This is a genomic window from Bradyrhizobium sp. LB8.2 (genome assembly GCF_040548035.1).
Lineage (GTDB): Bacteria > Pseudomonadota > Alphaproteobacteria > Rhizobiales > Xanthobacteraceae > Bradyrhizobium.
The window spans coordinates 528,060-539,507 of record NZ_JBEPQV010000001.1; the positions used below are offsets into that span (position 1 = coordinate 528,060).

13 protein-coding genes and 1 tRNA gene are annotated in these 11,448 nt (G+C 61.5%); 7 read left to right on the plus strand and 7 right to left on the minus strand.

The features are described 5' to 3' along the window. Nucleotides 1–17 precede the first annotated feature (17 nt). The 4 genes from ABIB06_RS02405 to ABIB06_RS02420 are packed head-to-tail and all read right to left on the minus strand — an operon-like array spanning nucleotide 18 to nucleotide 3,501. Nucleotides 18–599 carry an NUDIX hydrolase gene (locus ABIB06_RS02405; RefSeq protein WP_354045899.1) on the minus strand — a complete coding sequence of 194 codons (582 nt, stop codon included), beginning with the start codon at nucleotides 597–599 and terminating at the stop codon, nucleotides 18–20. Nucleotides 600–620: 21 nt separating this feature from the next. Then, the gene (locus tag ABIB06_RS02410; protein ID WP_354045901.1) at nucleotides 621–1,064 is read right to left on the minus strand and encodes a GNAT family acetyltransferase; all 444 of its coding nucleotides are present in this window, start codon (nucleotides 1,062–1,064) and stop codon (nucleotides 621–623) included. Then, nucleotides 1,061–2,488 (minus strand): FAD-binding oxidoreductase, encoded by a 1,428-nt coding sequence (locus tag ABIB06_RS02415; protein WP_354045903.1) that lies wholly within the window; start codon nucleotides 2,486–2,488, stop codon nucleotides 1,061–1,063. Before ABIB06_RS02415 ends, ABIB06_RS02410 begins: the two co-directional genes overlap by 4 nt. A gap of 23 nt (nucleotides 2,489–2,511) precedes the next feature. Next, nucleotides 2,512–3,501: an L-threonylcarbamoyladenylate synthase gene (locus tag ABIB06_RS02420; RefSeq protein WP_354045905.1), complete on the minus strand. Its 990-nt coding sequence runs from the start codon at nucleotides 3,499–3,501 to the stop codon at nucleotides 2,512–2,514. A 68-nt stretch (nucleotides 3,502–3,569) separates the two neighbouring features. Between ABIB06_RS02420 and ABIB06_RS02425 the strand changes: the two genes are divergently transcribed. Continuing rightward, nucleotides 3,570–3,646, plus strand: a tRNA-Pro gene (locus ABIB06_RS02425). 63 nt (nucleotides 3,647–3,709) lie between these two features. Here ABIB06_RS02425 and ABIB06_RS02430 read toward each other — a convergent pair. Continuing rightward, nucleotides 3,710–4,918 (minus strand): tyrosine-type recombinase/integrase, encoded by a 1,209-nt coding sequence (locus ABIB06_RS02430; RefSeq protein ID WP_354125555.1) that lies wholly within the window; start codon nucleotides 4,916–4,918, stop codon nucleotides 3,710–3,712. A 287-nt stretch (nucleotides 4,919–5,205) separates the two neighbouring features. After that, the gene (locus ABIB06_RS02435; RefSeq protein ID WP_354125556.1) at nucleotides 5,206–5,607 is read right to left on the minus strand and encodes a hypothetical protein; all 402 of its coding nucleotides are present in this window, start codon (nucleotides 5,605–5,607) and stop codon (nucleotides 5,206–5,208) included. Nucleotides 5,608–6,251: 644 nt separating this feature from the next. On the opposite strand from ABIB06_RS02435, the gene ABIB06_RS02445 reads away from it, so the two are divergent. From ABIB06_RS02445 to ABIB06_RS02470, 6 genes are all read left to right on the plus strand, one after another. Next, nucleotides 6,252–6,572: a hypothetical protein gene (locus ABIB06_RS02445; protein WP_354125564.1), complete on the plus strand. Its 321-nt coding sequence runs from the start codon at nucleotides 6,252–6,254 to the stop codon at nucleotides 6,570–6,572. Nucleotides 6,573–6,704: 132 nt separating this feature from the next. After that, nucleotides 6,705–7,610 (plus strand): helix-turn-helix domain-containing protein, encoded by a 906-nt coding sequence (locus ABIB06_RS02450; protein WP_354125557.1) that lies wholly within the window; start codon nucleotides 6,705–6,707, stop codon nucleotides 7,608–7,610. A 116-nt stretch (nucleotides 7,611–7,726) separates the two neighbouring features. Next, nucleotides 7,727–8,338, plus strand: coding sequence for a hypothetical protein (locus ABIB06_RS02455; RefSeq protein WP_354125558.1), 612 nt, complete (start codon nucleotides 7,727–7,729; stop codon nucleotides 8,336–8,338). A 498-nt stretch (nucleotides 8,339–8,836) separates the two neighbouring features. Further along, nucleotides 8,837–9,022, plus strand: a complete 186-nt coding sequence (locus ABIB06_RS02460; RefSeq protein WP_354125559.1) for a hypothetical protein — start codon at nucleotides 8,837–8,839, stop codon at nucleotides 9,020–9,022. Continuing rightward, nucleotides 9,022–9,381, plus strand: a complete 360-nt coding sequence (locus ABIB06_RS02465) for a hypothetical protein (protein ID WP_354125560.1) — start codon at nucleotides 9,022–9,024, stop codon at nucleotides 9,379–9,381. Before ABIB06_RS02460 ends, ABIB06_RS02465 begins: the two co-directional genes overlap by 1 nt. Nucleotides 9,382–9,392: 11 nt before the next feature. Then, nucleotides 9,393–9,665, plus strand: coding sequence for a hypothetical protein (locus ABIB06_RS02470; protein ID WP_354125561.1), 273 nt, complete (start codon nucleotides 9,393–9,395; stop codon nucleotides 9,663–9,665). Between the two features lie 318 nt (nucleotides 9,666–9,983). Here the strand turns inward: ABIB06_RS02470 and ABIB06_RS02475 are convergent, their stop codons facing one another. Continuing rightward, nucleotides 9,984–10,679, minus strand: a complete 696-nt coding sequence (locus tag ABIB06_RS02475; protein WP_354125562.1) for a recombinase family protein — start codon at nucleotides 10,677–10,679, stop codon at nucleotides 9,984–9,986. Nucleotides 10,680–11,448: the final 769 nt, after the last annotated feature.

The window sequence follows — 11,448 nt, forward strand, 5'->3', positions numbered from 1 at the left end:
CTCAAGGGTAAGCAAGCTCACCGAAACAGATGCAGCGCCGCGTATTGCAGCAGCATGATCGCCTTGGCGTCGATGATGCGCCCGTCCGCGATCATTGCCAGCGCCTCGTCGATGCCGAGCTCCAGCACCTCGATGTCCTCGCCTTCATGTTCGAGGCCGCCGCCGTCGCTGACCCGCATCTCCGGCTCGTATTCGGCGACGAAGAAATGCAGCTTCTCGGTGATGGCGCCGGGGCTCATGAACGCCTCGAACACCTTATGGACGTGGTGCAGGCGATAGCCGGTTTCCTCCTCGGCCTCGGCGCGGATGCGCATTTCGGGCGAGGCATCGTCCAGCACGCCGGCGGCCGCCTCGATCAGCAAATCGTCGTAGCCGCGGATGAACGCCGGCAGGCGGAATTGCTTTACCAGGATCACCGTGCGCCGTGCGAGATTATACGGCAGCACGGCCGCGGCGTTGTCGCGCTCGTAGGTCTCGCGGTGCTGCGTCTGCCATTCGCCATTTGCGCGCCGGTACTCGAACGTGGTGTTCTTGAGGGTGGTCCAGTTGTCCGAGAGCACGCGGACGTCCTTGATGCGGACGCGGTCGGAAATGGTCATGGCTCGATCTCAGTTGCTTGCTCAGTTGCTTGGAGTCGTGTCGCGGCCGTCGAGCCACTTCTGGAACATCACCGAGGTCGATTCCTCAAACCCCAGCGACTGATAGAACGCATTGGCCTGCGCGTTCCCGCGCCGGACCAGGAGCTGGAGCTTCGCGATGCCGGCCTGGCGCAGCCAGTCCTCGGCGGCGGCCATGATCACCCGGCCATGGCCGCGCTTGCGGCCATCGGGGTCGACCGCGACGTAATAGACCCAGCCGCGATGGCCGTCATGGCCGACCATGACGGTCGCGACGATCGCGCCGCCGTCGTGACCGATCAGGATGGTGGAATTGTCGCGCCGTCGCGCCAGCGCGATGTCCGAATGTGGATCGTTCCACGGCCGGGTCAGGCCGCATCGCTGCCACAGCGCGACCACCAACTCGACATCGGCGTCATTGATCGCATCGATCTCGAGAGCACTCACAGCACTTTTCCCGGGTTCATGATTCCAAGCGGATCGAGCATCGCCTTGATGGACCGCATCAGCTCGATTGCGGTCTTGTCCTTCACGTCAGGCAGCTCGTCGCGCTTGAGCACGCCGATGCCGTGCTCGGCCGAGATCGAGCCGCCCATGCGCAACACGATCGCGAACACGACCGCGTTCATCTCGTGCCAGCGTGCCAGGTAATCCGCGGTGTTGGCGCCGATCGGCTGGCTGACATTGTAATGCAGATTGCCGTCGCCGAGATGGCCGAACGGCACCGGCCGCGCGCCGGGGATCAGTTTGATCACGGCGGCATTGGCCTCCGTGATGAAGGCGGGAACAGTGGCCACCGGCACGGAAATGTCGTGCTTGATCGAGCCGCCCTCCGGCTTCTGCGCCGACGACATCTCGTCGCGCAGCTTCCAGAAGCCGGCGCGCTGGGTGAGATTGGCCGCGATCACGGCGTCGTCGACGATCTCGTCCTCCATGGCGCGGCCGAGGATCGTTTCCAGCGGCGTGCGGGCATCGTCGCCCGGAGAGGACAATTCCATCAGCACGTACCAGGCATGTTTTTGCGCGAGCGGGTCACGCACGTCGATGCCGTGGCGGATCGAGAAATCGACCGCCAGCTCCGAGAGCAGCTCGAAGCTCGTCAACGCATTGGCAGCCTCGCTTTGCGCGATCGTCAGGAGCTTCAGCGCCGCGTCAGGCGACTTCAGCCCGACGAAGGCGGTCTCGATCGACCGCGGCTTCGGAAACAGCTTCAGCGTCGCGGCCGTGATGATGCCGAGCGTGCCTTCGGCGCCGATGAAGAGATTGTGCAGATTGTAGCCGGTGTTGTCCTTCTTCAGCTTCGACAGCACGCCCAGCACGCGCCCGTCGGCCAGCACCACCTCGAGCCCCAGCGCCATCTCGCGCGCGACGCCATAGGCGAGCGCGGCCGTGCCGCCGGCATTGGTCGAGAGATTGCCTCCGATGGTGCAGCTTCCTTCGGCGCCGAGCGAGAGCGGGAACAGCCGGTCCATTTCAGCGGCCTTCTGCTGCGCGATCTGCAGCACCACGCCGGCCTCGCAAGTCATGGTGTTGGAGGCGACGTCGACCTCGCGGATCTTGTCCAGCCGCCGCAGCGACACCACCACCTCGCCATTGTGCGGCGTCTGTCCGCCGACGAGGCCGGTGTTGCCGCCCTGCGGCACCAGCGCAATTTTGTGCTCCGAAGCCAGCTTGCAGATCGCGGAGACCTCCGCGGTCGAGCCCGGGCGCAGCACCAGCGGCGAGCGGCCGTGAAACAAATTGCGCTCCTCGGTGACGTACGCCTCGATGTCGGCCGCATCGGTGATGGCGTGGCGATCGCCGACGATCTTGCGGAATTGTTCGATCAACTCGGGCGCAAGCGGAGGCGTGGCGGAATGATTGACGTTCATTTGTGTTGTCTCTTGCTTCGCTCTTATCTCGCCACCGCGGCCCGGCGCAGCCGGTCGTTGATCGCTTCGCCCAAATCGTCTTCGGGGATCGCCATCACGGCGATTGCGCGCGGCCTCCTGGCATCGAGGGCGCGAAGATAGCCGAACAGATTGGCGGCGGCTTCATCGAGATCACCGGTGGGCGACAAATTCATGACAGCGGCGGCGGCGTCAACGCCCGGCAGGCGCGCGGGGCCGAACGCCAGCAGCGCTTCTCCGGGCGCAACGTCCTGTGCATTGAGCCGCACATTGGCGCGCGGCGCGTAATGCGAGGCCATCATGCCCGGCGCCAGCGGCTGGCTGTCGTTGCTCTCGGCCTCCGTGGGCAGTCGCGCCAGCGGTGCGCCGAGCACGGCTTCGATCCGCTCACGTGACAGCCCACCGGGCCGCAGCAGCATCGGCGCATTGAGGCAGCCGACAATGGTCGATTCGACGCCGACCGTAACAGGCCCGCCGTCCACGATCAGGTCGATCCGCCCCGCAAGGTCGCTTTCGACATGGGCGGCCAGCGTCGGCGAGACGTGGCCGGAGAGGTTGGCGGACGGCGCCACCACCGCCCCGCCAAAGGCGCGCAGTATCGCCTGCGCCACCGGATGGGCCGGAATCCGGATCGCGACCGTGTCAAGGCCCGCGGTGGCGAGATCGGCGACCGGGCAGTTTTCCGTCTTCGGCACCACCAGCGTCAGCGGCCCCGGCCAGAACGCCTCCGCGAGGCTTGAGGCGCAGGCGTCGAACCGCCCGATCCTCCGCGCGGCCGCGAGGTCGGCGACATGGGCGATCAGCGGGTTGAAGGCCGGCCGCCCCTTGGCGGCGTAAAGATGGGCGATCGCGCCGGCATTTCCAGCGTCCGCCCCGAGCCCGTAGACCGTCTCGGTCGGGAACGCGACCAGCCCGCCGGCAGCCAATGTCCGGGCCGCAGCTTCCGCGCCGGCCTCGCCGGCCGGTAAAATCAGCGTTTCAAGACCCGTTTTCACAGGGATAAGATTCCTCAGCTCGGCCGCTTGCGGTGCGCCAAACCCGACGCTATAAGCCGGCCTCTTGTCGGAGTGTGGCTCAGCCCGGTAGAGCACTGCGTTCGGGACGCAGGGGTCGCAGGTTCGAATCCTGCCACTCCGACCAAGACTTTCAGACACTTAGGGTTTTGCACTTTTTTCAAGCCCAAGAAATAGCCCAAGATTGATATCAGCCCACGGCTTTTTTCATGGGCCGCTTGGCCGTGATGCCCCGCACCGCGTCCGCCAGATGGTCCGGGTGGTGATGGCCGTATACCCGTTCCAACACTTCGACCGTCATGCCGAGATAGCCGGCCGCCGTCCATAAATCGACACCCTGGTGCATCAACCACGTCGCCGCCGTGTGGCGGAGCGTGTGGGGGGTTACATTTCCGACGGTGGTGTCGATTTCCGCGAGCTTGACGACCGTTCTGAAGGCCTTTTTGACGGATAGAACGGGCTTCCCGTTGTATTCGACGAAGTGTTCCTTGGCGATGCCCAGCCGGTCCCAGCGACGCATATGCGCCAGGAGGCGAGGTGGGATCGGTGCGGGAGGCTGGCGCTTGTTCGTTGCCTTCTTGCCGATTGCCTTGCGGTAATACATGCCCCGTTCCAGGTCGACATACGACTTTCCGATCGAACGTAATTTGGACGCCGATGCGATCGCTCCTGCGCGCGTTCCGGTGTAGCACCCGATGAGAAGGAAGCGGGCGATATGCCGAAGCGGTCGGCGGTCGGTGACGACCTTCTTACCCCTGTCGGGGCCGACGTGGATCGTCTGGACCTCGCGATAGCGCCAAGCACTCCAGATCATTTGGGCAGCCTCGCTCCGCGTGAGCCAACGCTCGCGAGCTTCCCCCTTTTCCGGCAGCCAAACGCTGACTTTGCCGTAGTGCAGGTTCTCGGCGCCGTGATGATTGATGGCGGCTCGCAGGATTTCCAAATCACGGCGTGCGCCACCGGGTCCGCCACCTTGTTTCTCGCGATGCTTGACGTATCCCTTCGACTCCCTCGTGTTGATCTCGGTCAGGACCTTGCTGCCCCAAAATTCATTGAGGCGATTGATCGTTTGGACTAAGTGCCGCTCTTGACCTGTCAACTCGTCTTCTGGCCTGCCTGCCTCGACATGATCGTCAAGATAGATCGTAAGTACATCCGCGATCGGGATGTCTTCGATCTCGCGCGCCTTTCGCTCAGGCCTGACTTGCTTGATCAAGTAGTCGGAGAGGAATTTTATCGCTTCCTTTGGAGCCCTTGACTGATCCGGAGTTGCAGCAACTCCTGTGGAGATTTCCTTGCCTCCGTCGAGCACGACCCAGACTGGATTTCGGACGACTGCCCCATTCTTCCGGCGCGCAGCGCGCTTATAGAGGCGCGGTCCCTTACTGGTACGCGACATAGCTTTCTCATTTCCTCGATATCGTTGAGCGTGACGTAGTGTTTGTTCGCAATCACTTCATAAGCGAGCCGACCGCGTGCGATCTCGCGGCGCAGTCCAGCTACCTTCATTGACCCATCCGGAAAGGCGAGCTTGGCTGCTGCCTCCAATCTCAGTGGCGTAGCCGCTCCGATGATGCCGACCGCGGAAGAGATTCCCTCCGCCTCAAAGAGCGCTTTTGTCATTCGTGGCCTGGTCGTTAGGTGGACATGGAGTGTCTGCTCCATGTCCCCTGGATCATGGGCAGCTTAAGAGGCTTGAACGAGGTCCAGCGCGGACCAAAGCTCATATCGGATGGCCAGCGGCCCGCGCTCCAACTCCTGCATCGAAGGGCGGATCGTCCTCACAAGGCCGGCGGAGGCTAGGCGCTCGATTGCGCGTTTTCCGTCGCGCATTTTCAGCTTGGTCGCGGCCAAGATATCAGCCAGTGACATGGCGGATTTTCCTTCGGAGAGTGCCTGAAAGCACATGGCCGATGCGACTTGGAACTCGTGGAGATCCATGCACACGTCGTTCCAAACTTCGCCGAGGACTTTTCCGATCGCGTAGCTCGCTCCGGTTAAGTTCGGGCGAGCACTTTGCTCCTGCGCAGCGGTAACTGATTGGACCACCGGCTGCTTCGATTCATTGACGTGTGGCTGATTTGACAAGTCTGCTTTCCTTTTAGGCGCCGGGGGGCAAGATGCCGCCCCTTGGTTTTTGCATTATTACCATATTATGCAAATAATGCAAGCGCCGGCTTCTGTCCGTTTGATAGGGCCCCGTCGTCGCATCATGGCATGCCGGGGTCCAGAACCTCAGCTGGCTTAGTCACCGTCGCTCTTGTCGCAGAGGAGTTGCGTCGAGCCGAGGGAGGTGATTGCATTTGCATTTAATTGCTTTTTATGTTAGAAATGCAAATGAGCTCGTTGGAGGTGGGGTGATGGTGCGCGGCCGTCGGAAATCAGGTCGATCGAGAGAGGCTGTGATTGAGTGGATCAGGCTCCTTATGCGGAAGCGGGATTGGAGCGGCACAGATCTGGCCCGCCACGCAGGCATCTCACCATCAACAATTCTTCGGGCTCTCAACCAGCCGGATTACCAGTACGTCTTCTCGTCGAGGACGCTGGAGAAAATCGCTCGCGGGGCACGGGAGTCGCTGCCTGCTCACCTGAGGGATGAGACAGCCGAAGTCGGTCTGCCGGATGGAAGTCATTCCACCAAATGGGGGTGGCAATCGCCGTCCCACCCCTATCGGCTTGTCGAAGTACGGAGCGTGTCTGCTCTGCCAGTCAGCTCTCACTCCAGGGTGAAGATGACAAAAACCGAACTCGTGCCGGCGCCGTTTCAGTTGGAAGACGATGAGACCGCGTTTGCTTTTCGAAATCCGGACGAGTCGTTGGGGCCGTGGTTCCGGCCACGCGCACTCATGTTCGCAACGAAAGCCCGAGATCCTAGCGGCGGAGATCTTGTGATGCTGACGGGAAAAGATGGTCGGACAAGAGTCCGATTGTTGATGGGAATGGATGAAAAAAGCCTCAGCTTGTCGAGGTCCATGCCGGCCAAAGAGGATGAGAAAATGGCATTTGATGAGATCGGAGACATTGCGGTGATTGTGGAGGTCGTGACCGACTGAACAATCGCGACTCGACCGGCAGCCACAGGCCGCGTCATCCCACAAACGCGGAAGCCGCGACGTTGGCGCGTCACGGCTCTCGAAATCGTTATCCTCTTATGCTCAATCCGCTAAGATCGAACGAAAGTATTCATGCAAAGTCACGAAAAGCACAACACCAAGACCAAATTCTACATCTCGCCAACCGCTCGTTTGGACCTGTTATCCGCCTTGACGAAGGCGCAAGCGAAAGAGCAAGCCAAGGGTAAGAAGCACAAGAAACTCTTGGAGCAAGTCGACCTGTTCGTCGTGGTAGCCCTGTTCGGCCATCGAAACAACAAAACCGGTCAATGCGATCCCTCCCATGCGACGATCGCCAGTGAGATCGGGGTCTCAGAGTCGACCGTGAAACGATCGTTCAAGCGACTCGCGGATGCCGGCTTCATCACCACGACCGCCAAATTCTTCAAGGGCCGCAAAAGCAGCAGTCAAGTCGATATTCAATTCCAGAAGGGTGAGTCATGGATCATCAAGTCTGATGAAGATTGGTCATCGGTGACCGATCGATCGGTCACCGATGATGCCACGATTGGTCATCAGTGCCCGCCACGTTCGGTCGCCGATGACACCGACGCTCGATCACTGATGACCGATAAACACAGTGAACAAAACCCAGAGAAAGAACCCAGTGAAGAGAACACGCGGAACGCTCCGCGTCAGCAGGGGCCGGTTGGTCGTGACGGTGACGTTGACGGCGATGAAGCCAGACCGACCCCACCGGGCGGAAATTGGCCGGCCGACATGGTCGAGAAGTTCCAGTCGCATTACCCGAAGGGCGGCGACCGAACGAAAATATCGGAGGCATTGGAAGCAATCAGGCTGGAAGGTCTGACCGACTACAGAGATATCTTACGAGGTGCCAAATACTACACGCGCGATGAGAGAAAAAAGATTGAGGACGGCTTTGCACTGAAGCCCGAGAACTTCCTGACGAAGCGTCTCTATACGGGCTACCAGAAAGACAACCGGCCCAAGCCCAGGATGCACATGGCAATCTAACCTACCCATGCTGACCGGTGGCAACTCAAGCCACCGGTCGCTCCCCTGTACCTCGCCACAATCAATCCATGCCGGTGTGTGCGCCGTATCGCGTCACCGGTTGCCAAGGAAATATCATGACCACCGCCGCCACGACGACCATCACCCACTTCAAGACCATTCGCCGCCCCTCCGAGATCGACGACGCGCTAGACTGGCTCGCCCATGGCGCTGAACTTGCCCGCGATCTCAGGGGGGACAAGGCGAAACACCAGGACGCGATCTGGCAGTTGCTGGTCGAGGCCGTCGAGGTGATCGACAAGGCGCCAGACCAGGAACGGCAATGGCTCACGTCCGGCACTCGTTCGAGCTGGAAGTCTCCGGGCCTCTCGCGCGCTGAGTTGATCGACCTGGAACGAATCCGGTTCCTCAACAGCATGAAACCCTACGACGCCGAACAGACGAGGTACTCGTCCCAGTGGGACGATGAGGAACGCGCCCTGGGCGTCCTTGCCTGGCTTCGTTGGCTCCATGCCGCGCCGTCCGGCGATAAGCTCCGCAAGGCCGCAGTCGCCCTCGTCCGTCATGACGACTACGGAATTGCGCTTGAACTCTATTCTGGGGGACGAAAGACCGATCGCCAGAATGTTAATCAGATCAAAATCCGAACGATCGGCTTCATCCTCAACGGCTTGAAGGAATATCTAGGCATCGTCCCGGGGGGCGGCATCAGCTTCCGCTGCGAATAGAAGGCGGCTTCCCGCGCGCCGGAGCGCCGTGCAGGCACTTGCCGCTACGACCGAGCGCGGACACCCCTCCCATCGTTTGGGGCGCGGCAGCACCCCCGACAGAACGTTCTAGATGCATCGCCATACAGACGCACTGGGAACCGACCATCGGGTGATGATTGCCGTCGTTACGACATTCCTCGCCGACCTGAGACCCTGCGCGCTATAAAAGTACAAAGAGTTACGACCCCAAGCGAGAAAACGCGCGAAACCCCATGTCAGAAGGGGTTTCCGATACTTCTGAAATTCAGTAGTTTACGATTTTCGTGCCCTGTCTTTCTTGCATGGCAGGAGGCTGGGCTTGACTCCGGGGGCCCCCTAGTGTAGGTTGGGTACAGCTACCAAAGGGCCGTCAAGCTGAAACGCTGGCGGCCTTTTTGATTCACCCCTCCGCATCTTCACCTTGTATCCACCGGACCGCGTTTCTCGCGGTGCCGGCGATCCGTTTTTGGAGTTTACATGATCGACCTAGATCGGGTTCGTTTCGAACCCAACCGAACTATCGGCGTCGCCTTGCCGGTTTCGTTGTTTGACGAAATCGAGCACCGCGCGAAGCTTGAGTTGGCATCGAAATCAGGCTGGGTACGCCGCCTGATTTTGAACGAACTGAATAAGGGGGCTGCCCCTTCGAAGGATGCCGCCTGATGACTAACGAAATTGAGGACGCGATCGTCGCGGCGGCACGGTCCAAAGGCTATTCGATCAACAGCACGACCATGATGACGGTCGCCTGCGATTTGGCGGGCGGAACCTTGAATGGTGACCAAATCACGATCCGAGGCAAGGGGACGCTGGCTGTCCGTGATTATCTCCGCGACCTTCAGGATCGCGCACCGTCTGGGTTCAGCAGGCTGCAACAGCCCGACAAGCCGGCCGATGAGCGAACGGTCAGCCAGATGCGCAGGCGACGTCCCGCCATCACCGCCAATGACATCAATCGATATACCGGTGTCACCCGCGCCCACATGACAGAGCTTGCTGCCTCCCGCAGCGCCAAACGATAGGAGTTACCACTATGTCTCGCAGACTACGAAGTGCGGTTGCCACCCGGCAGGATATCGAGCAGCTTTCACCGATGGTGCGGCAGAGTCGTGCCGCCCATCTGGTCGCCCGTGATCGGATGCAGCGACTGGTCGATGCCCAGCACGAGCTGGCCGTCGTTACGCAGGCACATCAGGATGCACTTGCTCTAGTGGCTGAATCAGCGGCATCCATCAAGGCGACCAAGGCGACGATTGCCGCCATCGAAGCAGAGGTCAACGCAACGAACATCTTGATGGCCGGTTGACCAAGATCGGCCGGCCGTGGAACTCACACCATGAGCAGGCCGCAAGGGAGGCGCGACCACATGACGATTCTGAGACTCGCATTGCATGGCGCGGTGGCTCTCTCTGTGGCCGCGCCTCCCGCTTTCGCAGGCAAGTACTGCCAGCCGACCAATGGTCGCGACCAGATCGCCAAGATCGGCATCGCGTGTCCGGTCAACTATCTGGCGTCGGGGACGTGCTGCATCGCGCTCCATGGGGACTCGCCGCGGGCCTTTGCTCGGCTGCCCGGCCGATCATGTCCAACCGGCTCATTCGCCAGCAACAGCAGCTATTGCGTGTCACTGCGGTAACCGCGCCAAGACGCGCTGCACCTGCAGCGCCTGCCACTTGCCGTTGCCGAGAGCGGTAGGAATGCCGGCCTCGTTCAAGCCATCTGCAATCGCCCGTAACGACGTTGCGCCGTCCGCCTGTAGCTTGCGGATCGTTGGGCCGATATCTGCCGCATGCTTCGCGGTGCGCTCCAAGAGGGCTTTCCGAGATGCTTCCTGCATCTTCGCGCCGGGAACAACGCCACGGTTGCCACCGAGCTGCTTACCGCGCCGCTTGGCCGCTGCCAGCGCCGCCTTGGTGCGAGCGGAGATCATGCCGGCCTCCAACTCAGCGACAGCAACCATTTGCTGGAGCAGGAAGCGGCCGGTAGCGCCTTCGATCACGGGAAGATCAGCAAATCGGACATCAACACCGGCCTCAAGCAAGCGAGACAGGAACGCGACGGAGCGCGTCAGTCGATCAACCTTACTGACAACCAAGGCCGCGCGATGCAGTCGTGCTGCGGCCAAGGCTTGCTCAAGCGCGGGCCGATCAGACCTCTTGCCCGATTCGACCTCGGTGAACTCAGCAACAATCGTCCAGTCACCACCATTGAGATACGCCGCGACCGCCGCCTGCTGGGCCTCGATACCGAGACCCGACTTGCCCTGCTTGCCGGTCGAAACACGGTAGTAGGTGACGAATTTACCGTTGTGCTGCGCCATAGCTAATCGCGTTACAAACACTTCAACGTCCGTTGACGTATTTGTAACGGACCGGAATCGGCTTCGTCAAACGAAATCTTGTGCTGCCGCCCGTCATATTCCCGGATGCGCTTCCTCGGTCGCAAACCGCAGCGCTCGACCACCACCCGCCAGCGCGTCCCGGTCGCGTGGCGCCGTCATGCGTGCCACCCGTAATTTCCCCAGGCTTCGAGACAGCCTCCCGCGTCGCTGCACCATCGGCAGCGCGGTGGTCGTGCCTGCCCCTTGTGCTGGCGGCGCCATGCAAGGCTGCGATGCCCACCCGCCACCGATGCCAGCGCGCTAGGTCGCAGGCCACCCGTGGTCGACCATCATCGCGCAGCGCGTCCCGCCTGCATGCTGGCTGTCATGGCCGCAGGCGTGGTGGGTCCCTGCCGGACCGGTGGCTGCTATCCACTCGACCACGCGCCCACGCTTGGCCTTTTTGTGACGGGGTGATCTTGCACGGCGTGACAGACAGCGCGGCCGGCCGGTGCGCCTGCATCCGGCTCACGTAGTTGGATCGCGATCACTCTCCATAGTCGCCGTCGGCACGGGCAGCGGAGGTTTCCCAGCGCAGCGCGGTGGTCGTGCCTGCCCCTTGTGCTGGCGGCGCCATGCAAGGCTGCGATGCCCACCCGCCACCGATGCCAGCTCGCTAGGTCGCAGGCCACCCGTGGTCGACCATCATCGCGCAGCGCGTCCCGCCTGCATGCTGGCTGTCATGGCCGCAGGCGTGGTGGGTCCCTGC

What these genes read in the sequence shown, in the direction of transcription:
- ABIB06_RS02405 (WP_354045899.1), bottom strand. Translation starts at nt 599, where the DNA reads ATGACCATTTCCGACCGCGTCCGCATCAAGGACGTCCGCGTGCTCTCG.
- ABIB06_RS02415 (WP_354045903.1), bottom strand. Translation starts at nt 2,488, where the DNA reads ATGAACGTCAATCATTCCGCCACGCCTCCGCTTGCGCCCGAGTTGATC.
- ABIB06_RS02430 (WP_354125555.1), bottom strand. Translation starts at nt 4,918, where the DNA reads ATGTCGCGTACCAGTAAGGGACCGCGCCTCTATAAGCGCGCTGCGCGC.
- ABIB06_RS02445 (WP_354125564.1), top strand. Translation starts at nt 6,252, where the DNA reads ATGACAAAAACCGAACTCGTGCCGGCGCCGTTTCAGTTGGAAGACGAT.
- ABIB06_RS02450 (WP_354125557.1), top strand. Translation starts at nt 6,705, where the DNA reads ATGCAAAGTCACGAAAAGCACAACACCAAGACCAAATTCTACATCTCG.
- ABIB06_RS02455 (WP_354125558.1), top strand. Translation starts at nt 7,727, where the DNA reads ATGACCACCGCCGCCACGACGACCATCACCCACTTCAAGACCATTCGC.
- ABIB06_RS02460 (WP_354125559.1), top strand. Translation starts at nt 8,837, where the DNA reads ATGATCGACCTAGATCGGGTTCGTTTCGAACCCAACCGAACTATCGGC.
- ABIB06_RS02465 (WP_354125560.1), top strand. Translation starts at nt 9,022, where the DNA reads ATGACTAACGAAATTGAGGACGCGATCGTCGCGGCGGCACGGTCCAAA.
- ABIB06_RS02470 (WP_354125561.1), top strand. Translation starts at nt 9,393, where the DNA reads ATGTCTCGCAGACTACGAAGTGCGGTTGCCACCCGGCAGGATATCGAG.
- ABIB06_RS02475 (WP_354125562.1), bottom strand. Translation starts at nt 10,679, where the DNA reads ATGGCGCAGCACAACGGTAAATTCGTCACCTACTACCGTGTTTCGACC.